Below are 18,713 nucleotides of genomic sequence, written 5' to 3' on the forward strand. Positions count from 1 at the left end.
TGCTCGCGAAAGCGCCGCACCATTGTTGCCCCTGAAACAACGCCAAACACAAAATTCCGGACTACTTTGTAGGATTCTGAGACATCCTCGCGTTTGGTGATCAGGGAGCTGGCACGTATGATGCTTCACAAACTTCCGCAGATTAGAAGCCTATGTCCCTGATAGTTCTACTGCTTCTGCCGTTCATCGGCAGCTGTCTGGCAGCGGTGCTGCCGCACAATGCGCGCAATGCCGAATCGCTGCTGGCGGGTCTGGTCGCTTTGATCGGCACCGTTCAGGTCGCGATGCTGTACCCGCAAATCGCCCACGGTGGCGTGATCCGCGAAGAATTCATGTGGTTGCCCAGCCTCGGGCTGAACTTCATTTTGCGCATGGACGGCTTCGCCTGGCTGTTCTCGATGCTGGTGCTCGGCATCGGCACACTTGTCTCCTTATATGCCCGTTATTACATGTCGCCGGACGATCCGGTGCCGCGTTTTTTCGCGTTTTTTCTCGCGTTCATGGGCGCCATGCTTGGCCTGGTGATCTCCGGCAACCTGATTCAGATCGTGTTCTTCTGGGAGCTGACCAGCCTCTTTTCGTTTCTGCTGATCGGCTACTGGCACCACCGCGCCGATGCGCGGCGCGGGGCTTATATGGCGCTGATGGTCACCGGTGCCGGCGGGTTATGTCTGCTGGCGGGGGTCATGATTCTCGGCCATGTCGTCGGCAGCTATGACCTGGACAAGGTCCTGGCCGCCGGCGATCTGATTCGTGCACATGCCCTCTACCCTGTTCTTTTGCCACTCATCCTGATCGGCGCGCTGAGCAAAAGCGCGCAATTCCCGTTTCACTTCTGGCTGCCCCACGCGATGGCGGCACCGACGCCCGTCTCGGCCTATCTGCACTCGGCGACCATGGTCAAGGCCGGGGTTTTCCTTTTGGCACGTCTGTGGCCGTCGCTGTCCGGCAGTGAGGAATGGTTCTACATCGTCAGCGGAGCGGGCGCCTGTACACTGTTGCTTGGCGCGTACTGCGCGATGTTCCAGAACGATCTCAAAGGTTTGCTGGCCTATTCGACCATCAGCCATCTCGGTCTGATCACTTTGCTCCTGGGCCTCAATAGTTCACTGGCCGCAGTGGCAGCAGTTTTTCACATTCTCAACCACGCGACGTTCAAAGCTTCGCTGTTCATGGCCGCCGGCATCATCGACCACGAAAGCGGCACCCGTGATATCCGCAAGCTCAGCGGTCTGATCAAACTGATTCCCTATACGGCGACGCTGGCCATGGTCGCCAGTGCCTCAATGGCCGGCGTGCCGCTGCTCAACGGTTTCCTGTCGAAAGAAATGTTCTTCGCCGAAACCGTGTTCATCAACGCCACCGCGTGGGTCGAGACCAGTCTGCCAATCGTCGCGACCATCGCCGGCATGTTCAGCGTTGCCTATTCCCTGCGTTTCACCGTCGACGTGTTCTTCGGCCCCACCGCCACTGACCTGCCGCATACGCCGCACGAGCCGCCACGCTGGATGCGCGCCCCGGTCGAGTTGCTGGTCTTCACTTGCCTGCTGGTGGGGATTTTTCCGGCGCAGATCGTCGGGCCATTACTCGCCGCTGCGGCATTGCCGGTGGTCGGTGGTGAGTTGCCGGAATACAGCCTGGCCATTTGGCACGGTTTGAACGCACCGATGATCATGAGCCTGATCGCCATGTCCGGCGGCATCATCCTCTATCTGCTGCTGCGCAAGCAGTTCAGGCTCGGCCATTTCAAGTATCCGCCGCTGGTGGGGCGCTTCAACGGCAAGCGTTTGTTCGAGCGCAGTCTGGTCGTGATGATGCGCATCGCCCGGCGCGTCGAGCGGCGCCTCGGCACCAAGCGTTTGCAGATGCAACTGTTCCTGATGGTTTCGGCCGCCGTGCTCGCCGGTCTGATCCCGATGCTGCACAGCACGCTGACCTGGGGCGACCGGCCGAAAATTCCCGGTTCCATCGTCTTCGTGACCCTGTGGCTGCTGGCGATCACCTGTGCGCTTGGCGCCGCATGGCAGGCCAAATATCACCGTCTCGCTGCACTGACCATGGTCAGCGTCTGTGGCCTGATGACCTGCGTGACCTTCGTCTGGTTCTCCGCGCCTGATCTGGCGCTGACGCAACTGGCGGTCGAAGTGGTGACCACGGTGTTGATCCTGCTTGGTCTGCGCTGGTTGCCACGACGCATCGAAGAGGTCTCACCACTGCCAGGCAGCCTGCGCAAGGCGCGTATCCGTCGTCTGCGCGACTTGCTGCTGTCGATTGCGGTCGGTGCGGGGATGGCGCTGTTGTCCTACGCCATGCTCACCCGGCAGACGCCGAACCATATTTCCTCTTTCTACCTCAGTCGCGCCCTGCCCGAGGGCGGCGGCAGCAACGTCGTCAACGTGATGCTGGTGGACTTCCGTGGCTTCGACACCCTCGGTGAAATCACCGTGCTGGTCGCCGTGGCGCTCACCGTGTTCGCCCTGCTGCGCCGCTTCCGCCCGCCGAAGGAAAGCCTGCAATTGCCGGCGCAGCAACGTCTGCTGGCACCGGACGTGGTCACTGATCTGGTCAACCCGCGTTCGGCCAGCGACACCGCGCTCGGCTTCATGATGGTGCCGGCAGTGCTGGTGCGCCTGCTGCTGCCTGTCGCACTGGTGGTGTCGTTCTATCTGTTCATGCGTGGGCACAATCAGCCGGGCGGCGGTTTTGTCGCCGGGCTGGTGATGTCGGTGGCCTTTATCCTGCAATACATGGTTGCCGGCACGCAGTGGGTCGAGGCGCAAATGAGCCTGCGTCCATTGCGCTGGATGGGCACCGGTCTGCTGTTCGCCACCGCCACCGGCCTCGGTGCGATGCTGGTCGGCTATCCGTTCCTCACCACTCACACCTGGCACATCAGCGTGCCGGTGCTGGGCGACATCCATATCGCCAGTGCGCTGTTCTTCGACATTGGCGTGTACGCCGTGGTGGTCGGGTCGACGCTGCTGATTCTCACCGCCCTCGCCCACCAATCGGTGCGCGGCCACAAGACGGCCTCGCTGCCCAAGTCAGTCGCCAGCAAAGGAGCCGTCTGATGGAAGAAGTCATCGCAATCGCCATCGGCATTCTCGCCGCCTCCGGGGTCTGGCTGATCCTGCGCCCGCGTACCTTTCAGGTGGTCATGGGCCTGTGTCTATTGTCGTATGCGGTCAACCTGTTCATTTTCAGCATGGGCAGCCTGTTCATCGGCAAGGAGCCGGTGATCAAGGACGGCGTGACCCAGGACTTGCTGCATTACACCGACCCGCTGCCCCAGGCGCTGGTGCTGACGGCGATCGTCATCAGCTTCGCCATGACCGCACTGTTCCTCGTCGTATTGCTCGCCTCGCGCGGCTTGACCGGCACCGACCATGTCGACGGCCGGGAGCCTAAAGAATGATGGCGATGACTCACCTGATCGCTGCACCGATCCTGCTGCCGCTGCTGACCGCCGCAATCATGCTGATGCTCGGCGAGAAACACCGGCCGCTGAAGGCGAAAATCAACCTGTTCTCCAGCCTCCTCGGCCTGTTCATTTCAGTGATGCTACTGCAATGGACGCAGACCACCGGCGTGCCCGGCTCCATCGGTGTGTACCTGCCGGGCAACTGGCAGGCACCGTTTGGCATCGTTCTGGTGGTTGATCGCCTGTCGGCACTGATGCTGGTGCTGACCGGCGTTATCGGCGTCAGCGCGTTGCTGTTTGCCATGGCCCGCTGGGACGGCGCCGGCTCAAGCTTTCACGCTCTGTTCCAGATCCAGCTGATGGGCCTGTATGGCGCGTTCCTGACGGCGGATCTGTTCAACCTGTTCGTATTCTTCGAAGTGTTGCTCGCGGCATCCTACGGTTTGTTGCTGCACGGCTCGGGCCGGGCGCGGGTGTCGTCGGGGTTGCATTACATTTCGATCAACCTGTTGGCATCGTCACTGTTTTTGATCGGCGCTGCATTGATCTACGGGGTGACCGGCACGCTGAACATGGCTGATCTGGCGATGAAGATTCCGCTGGTGCCGGAAGCCGATCGTGGTTTGCTGCATGCTGGCGCGGGGATTCTTGCGGTAGCGTTTCTGGCCAAGGCTGGGATGTGGCCGCTGAACTTCTGGCTGGTGCCGGCTTATTCATCCGCCAGCGCGCCGGTGGCGGCAATGTTCGCGATCATGACCAAGGTCGGCGTCTACACCCTGCTGCGCTTGTGGACCCTGTTGTTTTCCGGTCAGGCCGGCGCCTCGGCATTCTTCGGCGGCGACTGGCTCATCTACGGCGGCATGGCGACCATGGCTTGCGCAGGGCTGGCGATTATCGCCGCGCAACGCCTGGAGCGCATGGCCAGCCTGAGCATTCTGGTGTCGGCGGGGATCCTGCTCTCGGCGATCGGCTTCGCCCAGCCGAACCTGATCGGCGCTGCGCTGTTCTATCTGGTCAGCTCGACCCTGGCGCTGAGCGCGCTGTTCCTCTTGGCCGAACTGATCGAGCGCTCGCGCTCGGCCAACGAGATTCCCCTCGAGGACGAAAGCGAACTGCTGCCGCGCCCGCAGGAATCGCTGCAACCGCCCAAGGGCATCAACCTCGACGACGAACAGAAAGCCGTGGTCGGTCAGGTCATCCCGTGGACCATGGCCTTTCTCGGTTTGAGCTTCATTGCCTGCGCGCTGTTGATTATCGGCATGCCACCGCTCTCCGGATTTATCGGCAAGCTCAGCCTGATCGGGGCATTGCTCAACCCGTCGGGACTTGGCACTGCGGCGCCGCTGCCTCCCGGCGCATGGGGATTGCTGGCCCTGTTGATCCTGACCGGCCTGGCCTCCCTCATGGCCTTCTCTCGCCTGGGTATCCAGCGCTTCTGGACGCCGGAGGAGCGCCCGTCACCACTGCTGCGCAAACTCGAATGCGCGCCGATTTTTCTGCTGCTCGGGCTGAGCATTGTTCTGACGTTCAAGGCTGAACCGCTGTTGCGCTACACCCAGGCTACGGCCGATGCGCTGAACAATCCGCAGCAATATGTGCTCGCAGTTCTCGGTACACGTGCGGTGCCGAGTCCGCAAGCCAGAGCTGACATGCTCGAGGTGCAGCCATGAATCGACTGTTTCCGGCTCCGTGGTTATCGCTGGCGCTGTGGGTCTTGTGGCTGACCCTGAACCTGTCCGTCAGCCCGGGCAATCTGCTGCTCGGTGCCGCGCTGGGCTTCGCCGCGCCGCTGATGATGCGCAAATTGCGGCCGAAACGTGCGCGCATTCGCAATCCGATGGCCGTGCTGCGCCTGTTTCTCCTGGTCGGTCGTGACGTGATCATGTCCAACCTGATCGTCGCCTGGGGCGTACTCAACGCCGGACGGCGCCCGCCCAGCTCATGCTTTATCAAGGTGCCGCTCGATCTGCGCGATGCTCATGGTCTGGCGGCACTGGCGATGATCTGCACCGTGGTGCCCGGCACCGTATGGTCGGAACTGGCACTGGACCGCAGCGTTCTGTTGCTGCACGTTTGGGATCTGCACGACGAAGCGCAGTTCATCGAGCACTTCAAAAGCACTTACGAGCGACCGTTGATGGAGATTTTCGAATGAGCCCATTGCTGTCGAATGCGATTCTGCTGACGTTGTTTCTGTACTGCGTGGCGATGACGCTGACCCTGGTGCGCTTGTTCAAAGGCCCGTCAGCGCAGGATCGGGTACTGGCGCTGGATTACCTGTATATCGTCGCCATGCTGATGATGCTGACCCTGGGCATTCGCTACGCCAGTGATACCTACTTTGAAGCGGCGCTGCTGATTGCGCTGTTCGGCTTCGTCGGCTCGTTTGCCCTGGCGAAATTCCTGCTGCGTGGCGAGGTGATCGAATGAATGCCGAATTGTCTTTGTGGGTCGAGATTCCGGTGGCGGTCCTGCTGGTGCTCAGCGGCGTGTTTACCCTGCTGGGCGCAACCGGATTGCTGCGCATGAAGGATTACTTCCAGCGTATGCATCCGCCAGCGCTGGCGTCGACAATCGGTGCCTGGTGTGTGGCACTGGCGTCGATCATCTGCTTTTCAGCGCTGAAGTCCGGGCCAGTGGTGCATGCCTGGCTGATTCCGGTTCTGTTGGCCATCACCGTGCCAGTGACCACCCTGCTGCTGGCGCGGGCGGCGTTGTTCCGCAAGCGGATGGCCGGGGATGATGTGCCGGCTGAGGTGAGCAGTCGTCAGACTGAAAGTGGTAACTGATGATCATGTGGCGCCTGTGATGGCGCCATCGCTACACCAGAAATCCGCTCTCCCATGTGTGGGAGCGAGCCTGCTCGCGAAGCGGCCAGTCGGGGCGTCGCCAATTCCGGATCAGCTCAAACCCAAGCCACCGCCAACAACCCCGCCCCCAGCAGCGCACACAACGGCGAATACACCCAGGTATCCAGCCGCGCAAATCGCGAACCTTTCACTTCCTTGAAAAATCCGACCAGATTCGAGTCACCGATCGCTCGGGCGAACATCAGCAACGCAATCGCGCTGATTACCCATTGTAGTGCCTTGTGCTGCACCGCCGGCATGCCCCAGCCGACCCGCATACAAACCAGCGCCGCAATGACCAGCAACGCAGCGGCGACTGCCAGCGTCAGCCAGCCTGAGGGCTTGAAGGCCGGGCGTACCGAGGCCACGAAGCCCGACACCGGCACCTGCGGCACCACCACCGCAGCCGCCCATTGCCCACCCAACGCCCAATACACGTGCATCAGGCCGATTGCCGCGAACACAGTCACCAGCCATTGAGCCAACACAAAGGTCATGGTTGAAATCCTTCAAAGGGATTTGAACAAACCATCCTAGTCGGATTTTTTGCCCCTGCACGACCGGTCGGCGGTGCGCTGCGTTGACCGCGTTATTTCAGATCAGCCGTCACCTTGTCAGCCACATCCTTGGGTAACCAGGCGTGCCACACGTCCGGATGCGCTTTCATGAACGCGACCGCCGCCTCACGAGGTGCGGTGTGCTTGTCACTCATCTCCGCCAATGCCTTGTTCAGTGGCTCGATGGGAAAATCGACCTTGCTGAAGAATTCGGCAATTTGCGGGTTCTGCTTTTGAAACGGCGTAGACACGCCAATCGACAGCTTCGATGCCAGCGAGCGGGTTGGTTTCGGATTGGGATTATCGGCATCTGTCAGCGTCTTCCACGCCTCGGCATCGAACGGCGGCTCTTCCAGCTGCACCAGTTTGAATTTGCCAAGCAGCGGCGTCGGCGACCAGTAATAGAACAACACCGGTTTGCCGCGACGAATCGAAGAGCTGATCTCGGCATCCAGCGCAGCGCCGGAGCCGCTGCGGAAGTTGGTGTAGTCGTCCTGCAAGCCATACGCCGTGAGCTTCTGCTTGTTGACCACTTCCGAAGTCCAGCCGATCGGGCTGTTGAGGAAACGCCCTTTGCCCGGGCTTTCCGGGTCTTTGAACACGTCCTTGTATTTCTTCAGATCAGTGACACTGCGCAGATCCGGCGCCAGCGGCTTGATGCCTTTGGCCGGATCGCCCTTGATCACGTACTCCGGCACCCACCAGCCTTCAGTGGCGCCTTTTACCGTATCGCCCAGGCCGACCACTTTGCCCTCGGCTTCGGCCTTGACCCAGACCGGACTGCGTCCGGCCCACTCCTCGCCAATCACCTGGATGTCATTGTTGGCCAGCGCGGTCTCAAGCGTGATGGTGGTCCCGGGCAAAGTGTCGGTCGGCAGGCCATAGCCTTTCTCGACGATAACCCGCAGCACCTCGGTAATCAGGCTGCCGCTTTCCCAGTTCAGGTCGGCAAAGTGCACCGGCGCCTGTGCCGCCTGCAGCGATTGCGCTGACGTCAGCAAACCAAAGGTGGCCACGCTGGCGGCCAGTAACCGTCGAAATCCGTTCATGCATCGCACCTCGTGCTGTTCACAGCAATGGCAGTTGGCCTGACAGAAACGCAAGCCTCTGAATGACTCAGTCAACTGACTTTAGCCGAGGTTCCTGCTTTTTCCGGGGTCCGCTGCGTGCGAGGTTACGTTTCAGACTTTTCCTGCAGGCTTTGCAGCTCACGTCTGACCATGCTGGCGTATGCCGCCGGTTGCAATGCATAGAGCTGCGACGCTACCCAACTCAGCCAGGCACCTTGCAGTTCGGCCTTGCGGGCGAACAAGCGCTGAGCTTCTTCGCGTGCGCTGTCGAGATTTTGCGCATGGAAATCCGCGCGCTTCACTCGCTGGCCTTGAAGGTCACCAGCTCGCCCTTGCGCCATTTGGCGGCTTTGGCAGTGACGGCTTTGAGGGTTTTGGTCAAACCTTCCTGCAGCTGCTCATTGGCGGCGAACACGGTGACGACGCTATGGCCTTCCTTGAACAGGATCGCGTGACCGTCGGCCGTGCTGACAAAGGCGTAATCGCCCAGGCCGTAGACCGTCAGTTTGATGTCGCGAAAACGAATGTCCATCTTGCCGCCTTCACGGCTGGGCAAAACTGACGCGATGAAATGGTCGCCAACCTTGAGTTTGAGTCCCGGTTTGTCATCGACTACCAATGCACTTTCGGTGTCGATTTCGGCGATGTAAATGCCTTCGGCGTTTTGCTCGGTGATGTAAACAAAACGTGATTGGAATTGCTTGACCAGCTTTGCACGCAAATCACCCAGCACGAACAAAGCATGCATATCGAGGTTACTGACTGCCAAAGAAACATCCCCACATTTGAAAAACCGCGCAGCGAAAAACGCCCACGGCAAAGAAACGGCCAGGCCGATGAAAACTGCAAAAACATTCAAACACCCGAAGCGAGCAAAGCACTCTTGAATCGCGAGGTTCGTAGACTACTGGATTGTCATTAGTGAAACCTGCTCTGAAATCGCCAAAGCTTGAAGGAAAACGCCTCAAGTGCGACTAGAGCAATTCTGACTACGAACTTCAGGGAAATTTCTCACGAAAAAAAGCACTTTTCCGACATATCGCTGGCGAAAAATTGCTTTAGATAAGCCCGGTCGTCAACAGGTACTGGCGATTCTAGAGCAGCGATGCTCATTACGACTACCCGCAACGGCCGTTAAATCCCGGCCGACTGATGAAAAGGACTTCATATGTGCACTTTGACTCATTTTGCCACGTCGGCTGACGCGCGAATCACCCCATCTCTGACGATGAAGGTTGCCGAACTCGACAACCTTCCGACATCTTCTAACAATCATCGAACCCCGCACTTTCAAGTGGTGCCGGCAGGTATTGCGTTCTTTCACATCAAGGAGATATCCACGGGACGTGTCAGAGGTTTCCGCGGCAATCACAACGAAGCCTGCGCCCTCGCCCGCTCGCTTGAATCAAAAATCGAACTCCGCGCCAGCGCCTGCCTCTGATAAGGGAGTGAACGAACAAGCCGTACCGGCACCAACCCAGGAGTAGATGATGGAACTGCCAACCGAGCTTAACCTGACCACCCTTTTCGAACAGCTGGGCCTACCAGCCGATGAAGCGTCGATCAATAATTTTGTCGAAGCCCACCCTTTGAAATCTGATATCAAATTGATCGATGCCGATTTCTGGACGCCCCAACAGGCGCAACTACTAAAAGAGTGGCTGCGTGAGGACGGCGAAGAAGCGATAACTGTCGATGAGCTGAACGTGCGCCTGCATCGCGGTAAATAAGGGCGATCAGTGCAGGCTGTCGCCGGGCTCGATGTTCAGTTGTTCGAGCCAGGCAGCCTTGCACTCCTCCGCTTCATCGCGACTGGCGAAGGCTGTGCCGCGTCGCTCCCCGTTGAGCAAAACCACCCAGCACACACTGCGCCCCATCGCGCGTAAGCCGGCCGGAACGCCGCTGCCGATCATTACTGCCACATCCACCCTGCACTGCATGTGCCCTCCGAAATAATTAGCTACCTAACTAAGTCGTCAGATTAAAGCTTTCCTTCGGGAGGAAACAGCAACCGCCGTGCACAGATTCATTGCGTCAACGGTAACAATCTCAGTGTGGGTTCTCAGGTTTATAGCCCAGCCGCAATCCGCCCCAATGCCGGCCCTTGATCATGATCGGCACCGAAAGATCATGCATCAGCTCACCCGTATCGCGCGTGTAAGTCTGCAGCAAAACTGGTTGTTGATGGCTGCCGCAACGGATGCCCGTGCGGTCAGCGAATTTGCGTTTGGTGCGGTTATTTACCGTGTCGACCTGCACATCACCGGTCAACGGCTGGCTGAATGCCTGGTTATGCGTCGGCACATAACCCTGCTGCGTGCAGGCGATCGCGAAAACCAAACCTTCATGACGCGCTAACAGAGGCTCTTGAATCGCGGGCAAGACCTGATCTGTGTACTGATCAAACCTGGTCTGAAATTTGGCTGGTTCGGTACCCGGAATCGGCTGGTAGCTGCGATCGAACAAATCATCCAGGCTGATCCGCCCCTGCTCGACATCAGCTTCGAAGCGCGGTGCGATCAGGCTCGCACCTTCGCGCGCCAGGTCATAAATGCGCTGGTGATAGTCGTCCAGACCGACTTCGGCCAAGCGTTCGCTGATGGTTTCCGCCTGCCCTTCCATCTGCACCGCCGCCTCGGCGAGGCGGCGGGTCTGCTGATCGCTGATCGCCAGATCGCTACGCATTTGCTCAATCGCGCTGAACAGCGCATCAAGCTGCTCGCGATTGGTTTGCGCGCCACGGGCGATTTCGCTGACCTGGGTTTCCACTCCGGCGGCAAGTCGCGCGATGTTCTCCAGATGCTGACCGGTGTGCTCGACCTGTTCGACGCCGGTATGCAGATCACTCGACAACTCGCGAATCTGCGCCACCACTTGCGCGGTGCGCTGCTGAATGTCTGCAACCATCTCACCGACTTCGCCCGTGGCCGCCGCCGTCCGTGCCGCCAATCCGCGTACTTCATCGGCGACCACGGCGAAACCGCGACCATGTTCGCCCGCCCTGGCCGCTTCAATAGCTGCGTTCAAGGCCAGCAGATTGGTCTGGCTGGCGATCGACTGAATCACCAGCGTCACCCGCTGAATGTCGTCGCTGCGCACACTCAGGGCCTCGATCAGCTCGCGACTGGCGTTGGCGCGTTGACTGAGTTGCTGCATGCGCGAAATCGAGTCGAGCAGTTCGCTGCGCCCCGCCGCGCTGCTGTGATGCGCTTGGCTGGCGGCGTCCAGCGCGTCGCGACTGAGCTGTGAAGTCGCCTGCTCGGTGGCGATCATCACTTCGGCGTTGCTGACGATCTGCGCCGCCGCGTCGAGTTGCGATTCAAGTTTGCTGGCGAGCGCTTTGACCGAAAACGCCACGCCGGCGGCAGACAGTGCGTTGTGACTGGTGGTGTAGGAGAGATCGCGAGTCAGTGCGGACAATGCGCTCGCACTATCGACCGGGACAGCAGCTGGAACGTTGCGCGAACGCAGGCGCGGCAGCCAGACAATCAGCACCGCCAGCGGCATGCCGAGGTAAAGCGACCATTCGGCCAGAGCCATGCCGGCCAGCAACAGCATCAGAGCGATGCTTTGCAGGGTCGGCGCGATCCAGCGATTTTTCGGCAAAAGCACTGGTGCAGGCAGCGCCGCAACCAGAGATCCATCTCTCGTCATCTTGATCACCCCACGTTTGTTCTCATTGTTGTGACTGCATTAAACGCCACTACAACGCCATTATCCATGGTCCGTTAGTCGTGGGGTCTGTGGCAGGTCAAGGGAACGATGGGGAAATATCGCAGACGAGCAAAAACAAAGATCGCAGCCTCGCGCAACTCCGTGTAGAAGCTGCCGAAGGCTGCGATCTTTTGCAGGCGCCCCCTATTCAAGGGGCCGCCATGGAATCAGGCCTGACGCTGGTGCTTGTCGATCTGCTCGTGACGCTCTTGAGCTTCGATGCAGTACTTGGTGGTCGGGCTGATCAGCAGACGCTTCAGGCCGATGGCCTCGCCGCTGTCGTCGCACCAGCCAAAGCTGTCGTCCTTGATGCGCTCAAGGGCTTGTTCCAGTTGCGGCAGCATGCGCTGGTCGCGATCGATCGCGTTGACCAGCCAGGTGCGCTCTTCTTCAACCGAAGCCGCGTCCGCCGGGTCAGCCGGGGTGTCCAGGCTTTCGATGGCGATACGGTTTTGCTCAATGCGCTCGTGGGTTTCGACTTTCATGTTCTGCAACAGCTCAGTGAAGAAAGCGTGTTGCTCTGCATTCATGTAGTCATCTGCCGGCATAGCCAGCAACTTGTCCTTTGTCATTGATATCTCTATAAAAAAACGTGCATTAAGGCGAATAAGGGAGCGTTTCGGCGAACCGTGTCGGCCGTCGAAAAGGCATCGTTTTATTGCAAACGCCACCCGGCACTCAATTTACGAGGGGCGGCAGTCTAAGGCCCGATCAAGGCCTCAGCAACTGTAAATACAGGGAATTTGTCCGACAGGACCAGGAAATTGCTCTGACACAGGCTTCACACGGCCATCGGAGTGCGTTTATAGCAAGAAATTCACTCCAGCGGCTGTATATAGAAGACAAACGGCTAACCATGCCGCCATCGACAGCGGAAATTATTCTCGCAAGGTGCATCGTTTCAGCCCGGCAGAGCACTCGCAGCCCTTCTATGATCAGGCTTACCGCGTGATCAACCCGCCCGAAGGATGTCCTATGCCCCGCCCCGATCTGCCGGCCGCCGACGAACTTACGCTCGCCAGCCCCCCGATCACTGCCGAGCGTCTGCTGCAAACGATTAGCGACGAATATGACGCCCTTCCGCGTCAGCTTAAACGTATCGCCAGTTACATTAGCCAGCAGAGCGAGCGAATCATGGTCGACCGCATCAGCGACATCGCTCGTGAATGCGAGGTGCATCCGTCCGCCATCGTGCGTTTTTCGCAGCGCTTCGGGTTCAGCGGCTTCAGCGAAATGCAGGCGCTGTTCCGCCAGGCCTGGACGCACAAGGCCACGCCGGCGCAGAACTATCAACAACGCATCCGCAGCCTGATCGCCAGCAAATCGCAGACCGCCAACAGCGGTGAGCTTGTCCGCGAGTGCATCGACGCAACGCTATCGGGCATCGAACGTTTGGGCCGCGAACTGGATGGGGCTGCGTTCGACAAAGCTGTCGATCTCATCGTCAATGCCGACGACATCTATGTGGTCGGGGTCCGCCGCTCGTTCGCCGTTGCCGACTATCTGGTTTACAACCTGCAGCACACGCAGAAGCGCATTCATCTCGTCTCCGGCATCGGCGGCAGCTATCGCGAGCAAATGCGCAGCGTGCGCGCCAACGACCTGGTCATCGCCATCAGTTTTGTGCCCTACGCCAAGGAAACCCAGCACTGCCTGCGATTCGCGCAGCGTCAGGACGCCAATACCCTGATCATCACCGACAGCCCTCTGTCGCCACTGGCGAAACTTGCCAATAGCGTGTTGCTGGTCAATGAAGGCAGTGCGCTGGCCTTTCGTTCGCTAAGCGCGACACTGTGTTTATGTCAGGCGCTGTTTGTGGCGGTGGCCTATCGGCTGGAACTGAATGTCGATGAGATTCACGAACAACCCGGATTCGACGACTGACAATTGTCTCAGGCTCGGCTAGGTTATGCGTTCCCACCGGTTCGACTTGAAGGAACGCGTCATGAAACTGATCGGCATGCTCGACTCTCCCTACGTGCGCCGCGTAGCAATCTCCGCCAAATGCCTGGGGATTGACCTCGAACACGAGTCGGTCTCGGTGTTCCGCCACTTCGAGCAATTCCAGCAGATCAACCCGGTGGTCAAGGCGCCCACGCTGATCCTCGACGACGGCGTGGTCCTGATGGACTCGACCCTCATCCTCGACTACCTCGAAGCCAGTTCCGGCAAGAGCCTGCTGCCCAGCGATCTCACACAACGCGCCCACGCCCTGCGTCTGATCGGCCTCAGCCTCGCCGCTTGCGAAAAAGCCGTGCAGCTGTATTACGAACGCAACTTGCGCCCGGCCGACATTCAGTATCAACCTTGGGTTGAACGCGTTGAAGGCCAACTCGCCGCCGCGTTTACCGCCCTGGAAAAAGAACTTGAGCACAGTGACTTGCCGGTCGACGGCTCCCTCGCCCAGACCGGCATCAGCCTGGCGGTTGCCTGGAGCTTCACCAACCTCGTCGTGCCCGATCAGGTCGACTCCGCGCGCTATGCGCGCATCGCCGAATACACCGCCTACGCAGAAGGCACCGACGCGTTCATCAGCACACCGATGACCTGACCATGAGCACCACCGACACCGCCGCCCCGGCGCTAAAGGAAATCTTCAACGCCGAGCGCTTGCAGCACATCGCTGACGAAATGAGCGCGGTGTACCCGGCATTCAAGGCCAAGGCGTTTCTCAAACACGCCCAGGACGGACTCGCTGAATTATCAGTGATGCAACGCATGGCGCGTGTCAGCGAAAGCCTGCACGCCGTGCTGCCGCTGGACTACGAAGATTCCCTCGAAGTGCTGTTCGAACTCGCGCCACGGCTGAACAGCGGGTTCGTCAGCATGTGCCTGCCGCATTACGTCGCGAGCTATGGCGGGCACGCCTTCGATACCTCCATGGATGCCCTGAAATACTTCACCACTTTCGGCTCCTCCGAATTCGCCATCCGTTACTTTCTGCGCAGCGACCTCGAGCGCTCGCTGGAACGAATGCATGACTGGACCCGCGAAGAAAACCATCACGTCCGCCGACTAGCCAGCGAAGGCAGCCGCCCTCGCCTGCCGTGGTCCTTTCGGTTGGAAGCGGTACAAGCGGATCCGCTGCTGGCCGCCGGGATACTGAATCGGTTGAAGGCGGATGAGAGCTTGTACGTGCGCAAGTCCGTGGCGAATCATTTGAATGATGTGACGAAAGTGCATCCGGAGTGGGTGTTGGACACGATTGAAGGTTGGTCGCTGGATAACAAGCACACCGCCTGGATTGCCAAGCATGCGCTGCGCAGCTTGATCAAACAGGGCAACGTGCGCGCGCTGACGGTGATTGGCGCGGGGGCGAAGGCTGAGGTTGAGTTGTCGGATGCCCGGGTTGAGCCGGCGATGGTGAGTTTGGGGGACGCGATTACGTTGTCGTTTACGGTGAAGTCGACGGTGGCGCATGAACAGCGGCTGGTGATCGACTATGCGATTGAGTATGTGAAGGCGAATGGCGGGGTTTCGAGGAAGGTATTCAAGTTGAAGACGGTGGAATTGCCGGGGTTTGGGGTGGCGCTTGTGCAGCGCAGACAGGTCATCAAGGATTTCACGACACGCAAGCATTTTGCCGGCCGGCATGGAGTGCAGGTGATGATTAACGGAAAGGTGGTGGGTAGTGCAGGGTTTGAGGTTTTGATTTGAGAAATGAGTCATTGATTGGTCTTGAAGACCGGTCGCGAATCAGTGCACTGGCAGCCGTGCATCGATAATGAGCGCGGCAGCACAATGGACAAACTCCCGCCTTCAGTAGTTACCAACTTCCGTATGGGACGCCGAATTAAGCCCTGAGGGAGCACCCGTTGTCACAAGCACTTTCAACAGCGTATGGCGACTCCACGGGCCGCAGTACTCAGGCACGTGCGCGATCAATCGGTATCCGCAGCGGGTGTACCAACGGGCGACGTCGTCATCCAGTGTTTCGATCAACGCATCTACGCATGCTCTTTCAACCGCTAATGCCTCAAGCTTGTGCAACACCTGAGTACCCAGCCTGGTTCCACGCCATTGCGCGTTGATCCACAGGTAATTGACAAACAGACGCCTGAATTCGGTTCTACCGGAAGCGCCGCCGATTAGTGCCCCGTTCTCCATCAGCGAACAGGCGATGGCCTCAGCTTGTCCGCCGCGAGCCTCGGACAAGGCTCGGCCATGCTGTAAGACGCCGTCACTGATGGCCTTCATGGTGTCCGGATTGATGTCGCGAACGGTAAGCCATTCCCTCATTGCTGCTATCCATTGCTAAAAGTCCTTGGCGCTTTCAAGCAAAAGAGGAGCCAACCTGAGATCTTCCCAGCAACAACCCCTGCTCCGCCTCACACAACCCCACCACATAATCCCAGACCACCCGCAGCCGCACCGATTTGTGCAACTCCCGCCGCGTGCTGATCCAGTAGCTGCGTTCGATGCTTTCATCCGGCAGCAGCGCCACCAGATCCGGGTCGGACGCGGCCATGTAACACGGCAGCACGGCGATGCCCAACCCCGAGCGCGCCGCTTCCTGCTGGGCGATGACGCTGGTGCTGTGAAAGACCACGCGCGGGCTGCGGCAGAAGCTGTTGAGGAACATCAGTTCCTGACTGAACAGCAGGTCGTCAACGTAACCGATCCACGCATGTCGGCCCAGGTCTTCGCGGCTATGCAGCGGTGGCGCTTTGTCGAGGTAGGTCTGGCTGGCGTAAAGCGCGAGCCGATAGTCAGTGAGCTTGCGCGTGACCAGCATGTCGGCGGATGGCCGTTCGAGGTGGATGCTGATCTCCGCTTCGCGGTTGAGGATGCTGACGAAGCGCGGCACGGCGACCAGTTCCACCTCCAATCCCGGATAACGCTCGAACAAGCCAATCATGCGACTGGCGAGAAATTTGATGCCAAGGCCTTCGGTGACGCCGACGCGGATCTTGCCCAGCGGCGCGGTGGACTGGGTGATTTCTTCCTGCGCCAGCAGCGCGACGTTTTCCATCGCTTCGGCGTGCTTGAGCAGCGCCTCCCCCGCCGGGGTCATCTCATAGCCCTGGGCGTGCTGGACGAACAGCGCAGTGCCGAGGCTTTTCTCGATCGATTCAATATGCCGCGCCACTGTCGCGTGGGTGGTGTTGAGCCGGCGCGCGGCAGTGAGCAGGCGGCCGCTGCGTTGCAGCTCGAGAAAAAAGCGCAGGTCGTTCCAGTCGAACATGGCGGGTCCTTGTCGGCTATCGTCGTTGCACGCTGTTTGAAAACGCACAGCGGCTGCGCAAAAACTAACATTCTTTTAACGAAAGCTAACAACTAGAGTGTCCGACAATAAAAACAAAAAGCGAGGTCAGGGCATGCAGACGTCCCTGGATGAATTCGACTACATCGTGGTCGGCGCCGGCCCCGCCGGTTGCTTGCTGGCCAACCGGCTCTCTGCGGATCCACAGCAGCGGGTGTTGCTGCTCGAAGCCGGCGGACGCGACAACTACGCCTGGATTCACATTCCTGTGGGTTACCTGTTCTGCATCGGTAACCCGCGCACCGACTGGTGCTTCAAAACAGAACAACAACCGGGCCTCAATGGCCGCGCGCTGAGTTATCCGCGCGGCAAGGTGCTGGGCGGCTGTTCGTCGATCAACGGCATGATCTACATGCGCGGCCAGGCCGGCGACTATGACGGCTGGGCGGCCGCAGGCAATCCGGGCTGGGCCTGGAAGGATGTGCTGCCGCTGTTCAAACAGAGCGAAAACCACTTTGCCGGCGGCGCTGAATTTCATGGCGATCAGGGTGAATGGCGGGTCGAACAGCAGCGCCTGTCGTGGCCGATTCTGGATGCCTTTCGCAGCGCCGCCGAGCAGAGCGGCATCGCCAGCATCAATGACTTCAACCAGGGCGACAACGAAGGCTGCGGTTACTTTCAGGTCAACCAGAAAGCCGGGGTGCGCTGGAACGCGGCCAAGGCCTTTTTGAAACCGCTGCGCAGCCGGGCGAACCTGACCGTGCTGACCGGCGTCGAGGTTGATCGTGTGTTGCTGGAGAACGGCCGCGCGGCGAAAGTCAGCGCGCAGCATGAAGGTCAGATCAAACAGTTCAAGGCGCGCAAGGAGATTGTTTTGTGCGCCGGTTCAGTCGGCTCGCCGAGCATTCTGCAGCGCTCCGGCATCGGTCCGCGGCCGCTGCTCGAACGCGTAGGGATAGGCGTGATTCATGAGCTGCCGGGGGTCGGCGGCAACCTGCAGGATCACCTGCAACTGCGCCTGATCTACAAGCTGGAAAACGCCCGCACCCTGAACCAGATCGCCGGCAGCGTGTGGGGCAAGATGGGCATGGGCCTGCGCTATCTGTATGACCGCAGCGGGCCGCTGTCGATGGCGCCGAGTCAGTTGGGCGCATTCGCCCGCTCCGGTCCCGAGCAAACCTCGGCGAACCTGCAATATCACGTGCAACCGCTGTCGCTGGAGCGCTTTGGCGAGCCGCTGCACAGCTTCCCGGCGTTCACCGCCTCGGTGTGCGACCTGCGCCCGCAGAGCCGTGGACGCATCGAGATTCGCTCGGCCGATCCGCAAGCAGCGCCGCTGATCCAGCCCGATTACCTCAGCCATCCAGAAGATCTGCGCGTCGCCGCCGATGCGATTCGCCTGACCCGGCGCATCGTCAGCGCCCCTGCCCTGCAAGCGTTCAAACCGGTCGAATACCTGCCCGGCGACAGCTTGCAAAGCGAAGAACAATTGCATGAAGCGGCGGCGAAGATCGGCACGACGATTTTCCATCCGGTCGGCACCTGCCGCATGGGCAATGACGGTGACGCGGTGGTCGATGCGCAATTGCGCGTGCATGGTGTGCCGGGTCTGCGCGTTGCCGATGCGTCGATCATGCCGCGCATCACCTCGGGCAACACCTGTTCGCCTACGCTGATGATTGCCGAGAAGGCGGCACAACTGATTTTGTCCAGATCTGCAGATATCTCCCCAGTGGGAGCGAGCCTGCTCGCGAATGCGGTAGCTCACTCAGCCTAGGAGTTAACTGACAAAAAGCTTTCGCGAGCAGGCTCGCTCCCACAGCAATCATCACCAGACTCAGGCATCGCGCATTACCGGACACGCAACACCAGTGGAACAACAAAAACAATCACTGTGAG

Annotated in this window: 21 protein-coding genes; 12 read left to right on the forward strand and 9 right to left on the reverse strand. The window is 59.7% G+C overall.

Features of this window, described 5'->3' with window-relative positions; genetic code table 11:
• Positions 1 to 152: 152 nt before the first annotated feature.
• The 6 genes from AB9L16_RS14930 to AB9L16_RS14955 are packed head-to-tail and all read left to right on the forward strand — an operon-like array spanning position 153 to position 6,210.
• Positions 153 to 3,071 (forward strand): monovalent cation/H+ antiporter subunit A, encoded by a 2,919-nt coding sequence (locus AB9L16_RS14930; RefSeq protein WP_305380967.1) that lies wholly within the window; start codon positions 153 to 155, stop codon positions 3,069 to 3,071.
• Positions 3,071 to 3,415, forward strand: a complete 345-nt coding sequence (locus AB9L16_RS14935) for a Na+/H+ antiporter subunit C (RefSeq protein WP_016775082.1) — start codon at positions 3,071 to 3,073, stop codon at positions 3,413 to 3,415. The genes AB9L16_RS14930 and AB9L16_RS14935 overlap by 1 nt, the downstream gene beginning before the upstream one ends.
• A complete protein-coding gene (locus AB9L16_RS14940; RefSeq protein ID WP_095180236.1) occupies positions 3,412 to 5,091 on the forward strand; it encodes a monovalent cation/H+ antiporter subunit D in 1,680 nt (559 codons plus the stop codon). The genes AB9L16_RS14935 and AB9L16_RS14940 overlap by 4 nt, the downstream gene beginning before the upstream one ends.
• Positions 5,088 to 5,576 carry a Na+/H+ antiporter subunit E gene (locus AB9L16_RS14945; RefSeq protein ID WP_252867778.1) on the forward strand — a complete coding sequence of 163 codons (489 nt, stop codon included), beginning with the start codon at positions 5,088 to 5,090 and terminating at the stop codon, positions 5,574 to 5,576. Before AB9L16_RS14940 ends, AB9L16_RS14945 begins: the two co-directional genes overlap by 4 nt.
• The gene (locus AB9L16_RS14950; RefSeq protein WP_041480807.1) at positions 5,573 to 5,851 is read left to right on the forward strand and encodes a K+/H+ antiporter subunit F; all 279 of its coding nucleotides are present in this window, start codon (positions 5,573 to 5,575) and stop codon (positions 5,849 to 5,851) included. The genes AB9L16_RS14945 and AB9L16_RS14950 overlap by 4 nt, the downstream gene beginning before the upstream one ends.
• Complete coding sequence (locus tag AB9L16_RS14955) at positions 5,848 to 6,210, forward strand: Na+/H+ antiporter subunit G (RefSeq protein WP_041480808.1); 363 nt, start codon at positions 5,848 to 5,850, stop codon at positions 6,208 to 6,210. The genes AB9L16_RS14950 and AB9L16_RS14955 overlap by 4 nt, the downstream gene beginning before the upstream one ends.
• A 116-nt stretch (positions 6,211 to 6,326) precedes the next feature.
• Here the strand turns inward: AB9L16_RS14955 and AB9L16_RS14960 are convergent, their stop codons facing one another.
• From AB9L16_RS14960 to AB9L16_RS14975, 4 genes are all read right to left on the reverse strand, one after another.
• A complete protein-coding gene (locus AB9L16_RS14960) occupies positions 6,327 to 6,767 on the reverse strand; it encodes a DUF3995 domain-containing protein (protein WP_041480810.1) in 441 nt (146 codons plus the stop codon).
• A gap of 92 nt (positions 6,768 to 6,859) precedes the next feature.
• Entirely contained in the window at positions 6,860 to 7,876 is a 1,017-nt protein-coding gene (locus AB9L16_RS14965; RefSeq protein ID WP_375122316.1) for an ABC transporter substrate-binding protein, read from the reverse strand.
• Positions 7,877 to 8,001: 125 nt separating this feature from the next.
• The gene (locus AB9L16_RS14970) at positions 8,002 to 8,199 is read right to left on the reverse strand and encodes a hypothetical protein (RefSeq protein ID WP_076562405.1); all 198 of its coding nucleotides are present in this window, start codon (positions 8,197 to 8,199) and stop codon (positions 8,002 to 8,004) included.
• On the reverse strand, positions 8,196 to 8,666 hold the full coding sequence (locus tag AB9L16_RS14975; RefSeq protein ID WP_039763128.1) for a hypothetical protein: 471 nt from the start codon (positions 8,664 to 8,666) through the stop codon (positions 8,196 to 8,198). Before AB9L16_RS14975 ends, AB9L16_RS14970 begins: the two co-directional genes overlap by 4 nt.
• Before the next feature lie 459 nt (positions 8,667 to 9,125).
• Here AB9L16_RS14975 and AB9L16_RS14980 point away from each other — a divergent pair, with 459 nt between their 5' ends.
• Together AB9L16_RS14980 and AB9L16_RS14985 are read left to right on the forward strand one after the other, a co-directional pair.
• A complete protein-coding gene (locus tag AB9L16_RS14980; RefSeq protein ID WP_224787248.1) occupies positions 9,126 to 9,338 on the forward strand; it encodes a hypothetical protein in 213 nt (70 codons plus the stop codon).
• A gap of 49 nt (positions 9,339 to 9,387) precedes the next feature.
• On the forward strand, positions 9,388 to 9,627 hold the full coding sequence (locus tag AB9L16_RS14985; protein WP_056789253.1) for a DUF2789 family protein: 240 nt from the start codon (positions 9,388 to 9,390) through the stop codon (positions 9,625 to 9,627).
• Between the two features lie 6 nt (positions 9,628 to 9,633).
• Here the strand turns inward: AB9L16_RS14985 and AB9L16_RS14990 are convergent, their stop codons facing one another.
• From AB9L16_RS14990 to AB9L16_RS15000, 3 genes are all read right to left on the reverse strand, one after another.
• Entirely contained in the window at positions 9,634 to 9,837 is a 204-nt protein-coding gene (locus AB9L16_RS14990; protein WP_016775093.1) for a hypothetical protein, read from the reverse strand.
• Positions 9,838 to 9,946: 109 nt separating this feature from the next.
• Positions 9,947 to 11,551 carry a methyl-accepting chemotaxis protein gene (locus AB9L16_RS14995; protein ID WP_375122317.1) on the reverse strand — a complete coding sequence of 535 codons (1,605 nt, stop codon included), beginning with the start codon at positions 11,549 to 11,551 and terminating at the stop codon, positions 9,947 to 9,949.
• Between the two features lie 227 nt (positions 11,552 to 11,778).
• The gene (locus AB9L16_RS15000; RefSeq protein ID WP_016775095.1) at positions 11,779 to 12,183 is read right to left on the reverse strand and encodes a TraR/DksA family transcriptional regulator; all 405 of its coding nucleotides are present in this window, start codon (positions 12,181 to 12,183) and stop codon (positions 11,779 to 11,781) included.
• A 403-nt stretch (positions 12,184 to 12,586) separates the two neighbouring features.
• Here AB9L16_RS15000 and AB9L16_RS15005 point away from each other — a divergent pair, with 403 nt between their 5' ends.
• From AB9L16_RS15005 to AB9L16_RS15015, 3 genes are all read left to right on the forward strand, one after another.
• Complete coding sequence (locus tag AB9L16_RS15005) at positions 12,587 to 13,495, forward strand: MurR/RpiR family transcriptional regulator (protein WP_375122318.1); 909 nt, start codon at positions 12,587 to 12,589, stop codon at positions 13,493 to 13,495.
• Between the two features lie 61 nt (positions 13,496 to 13,556).
• Positions 13,557 to 14,162 carry a glutathione S-transferase gene (locus tag AB9L16_RS15010; RefSeq protein WP_150635039.1) on the forward strand — a complete coding sequence of 202 codons (606 nt, stop codon included), beginning with the start codon at positions 13,557 to 13,559 and terminating at the stop codon, positions 14,160 to 14,162.
• A gap of 2 nt (positions 14,163 to 14,164) precedes the next feature.
• Complete coding sequence (locus AB9L16_RS15015) at positions 14,165 to 15,268, forward strand: DNA alkylation repair protein (protein WP_375122319.1); 1,104 nt, start codon at positions 14,165 to 14,167, stop codon at positions 15,266 to 15,268.
• A gap of 102 nt (positions 15,269 to 15,370) precedes the next feature.
• Here the strand turns inward: AB9L16_RS15015 and AB9L16_RS15020 are convergent, their stop codons facing one another.
• Together AB9L16_RS15020 and AB9L16_RS15025 are read right to left on the reverse strand one after the other, a co-directional pair.
• A complete protein-coding gene (locus AB9L16_RS15020) occupies positions 15,371 to 15,850 on the reverse strand; it encodes a GNAT family N-acetyltransferase (RefSeq protein WP_056789243.1) in 480 nt (159 codons plus the stop codon).
• Positions 15,851 to 15,884: 34 nt separating this feature from the next.
• Positions 15,885 to 16,796, reverse strand: coding sequence for a LysR family transcriptional regulator (locus AB9L16_RS15025; RefSeq protein ID WP_252867784.1), 912 nt, complete (start codon positions 16,794 to 16,796; stop codon positions 15,885 to 15,887).
• Between the two features lie 133 nt (positions 16,797 to 16,929).
• Here AB9L16_RS15025 and AB9L16_RS15030 point away from each other — a divergent pair, with 133 nt between their 5' ends.
• Positions 16,930 to 18,591: a GMC family oxidoreductase gene (locus tag AB9L16_RS15030; RefSeq protein ID WP_236168655.1), complete on the forward strand. Its 1,662-nt coding sequence runs from the start codon at positions 16,930 to 16,932 to the stop codon at positions 18,589 to 18,591.
• The last annotated feature ends 122 nt before the right edge of the window (positions 18,592 to 18,713 follow it).

Source organism: Pseudomonas sp. LW8 (assembly GCF_041956865.1).
In the GTDB taxonomy this organism is placed as follows: Bacteria; Pseudomonadota; Gammaproteobacteria; order Pseudomonadales; family Pseudomonadaceae; genus Aquipseudomonas; species Aquipseudomonas siliginis.

Coding starts and splice junctions, on each gene's coding strand:
- AB9L16_RS14930 (WP_305380967.1), top strand. CDS start 153: ATGTCCCTGATAGTTCTACTGCTTCTGCCGTTCATCGGCAGCTGTCTG.
- AB9L16_RS14935 (WP_016775082.1), top strand. CDS start 3,071: ATGGAAGAAGTCATCGCAATCGCCATCGGCATTCTCGCCGCCTCCGGG.
- AB9L16_RS14940 (WP_095180236.1), top strand. CDS start 3,412: ATGATGGCGATGACTCACCTGATCGCTGCACCGATCCTGCTGCCGCTG.
- AB9L16_RS14945 (WP_252867778.1), top strand. CDS start 5,088: ATGAATCGACTGTTTCCGGCTCCGTGGTTATCGCTGGCGCTGTGGGTC.
- AB9L16_RS14950 (WP_041480807.1), top strand. CDS start 5,573: ATGAGCCCATTGCTGTCGAATGCGATTCTGCTGACGTTGTTTCTGTAC.
- AB9L16_RS14955 (WP_041480808.1), top strand. CDS start 5,848: ATGAATGCCGAATTGTCTTTGTGGGTCGAGATTCCGGTGGCGGTCCTG.
- AB9L16_RS14960 (WP_041480810.1), bottom strand. CDS start 6,767: ATGACCTTTGTGTTGGCTCAATGGCTGGTGACTGTGTTCGCGGCAATC.
- AB9L16_RS14965 (WP_375122316.1), bottom strand. CDS start 7,876: ATGAACGGATTTCGACGGTTACTGGCCGCCAGCGTGGCCACCTTTGGT.
- AB9L16_RS14980 (WP_224787248.1), top strand. CDS start 9,126: ATGAAGGTTGCCGAACTCGACAACCTTCCGACATCTTCTAACAATCAT.
- AB9L16_RS14985 (WP_056789253.1), top strand. CDS start 9,388: ATGGAACTGCCAACCGAGCTTAACCTGACCACCCTTTTCGAACAGCTG.
- AB9L16_RS14990 (WP_016775093.1), bottom strand. CDS start 9,837: ATGCAGTGCAGGGTGGATGTGGCAGTAATGATCGGCAGCGGCGTTCCG.
- AB9L16_RS14995 (WP_375122317.1), bottom strand. CDS start 11,551: ATGACGAGAGATGGATCTCTGGTTGCGGCGCTGCCTGCACCAGTGCTT.
- AB9L16_RS15000 (WP_016775095.1), bottom strand. CDS start 12,183: ATGACAAAGGACAAGTTGCTGGCTATGCCGGCAGATGACTACATGAAT.
- AB9L16_RS15005 (WP_375122318.1), top strand. CDS start 12,587: ATGCCCCGCCCCGATCTGCCGGCCGCCGACGAACTTACGCTCGCCAGC.
- AB9L16_RS15010 (WP_150635039.1), top strand. CDS start 13,557: ATGAAACTGATCGGCATGCTCGACTCTCCCTACGTGCGCCGCGTAGCA.
- AB9L16_RS15015 (WP_375122319.1), top strand. CDS start 14,165: ATGAGCACCACCGACACCGCCGCCCCGGCGCTAAAGGAAATCTTCAAC.
- AB9L16_RS15020 (WP_056789243.1), bottom strand. CDS start 15,850: ATGAGGGAATGGCTTACCGTTCGCGACATCAATCCGGACACCATGAAG.
- AB9L16_RS15025 (WP_252867784.1), bottom strand. CDS start 16,796: ATGTTCGACTGGAACGACCTGCGCTTTTTTCTCGAGCTGCAACGCAGC.
- AB9L16_RS15030 (WP_236168655.1), top strand. CDS start 16,930: ATGCAGACGTCCCTGGATGAATTCGACTACATCGTGGTCGGCGCCGGC.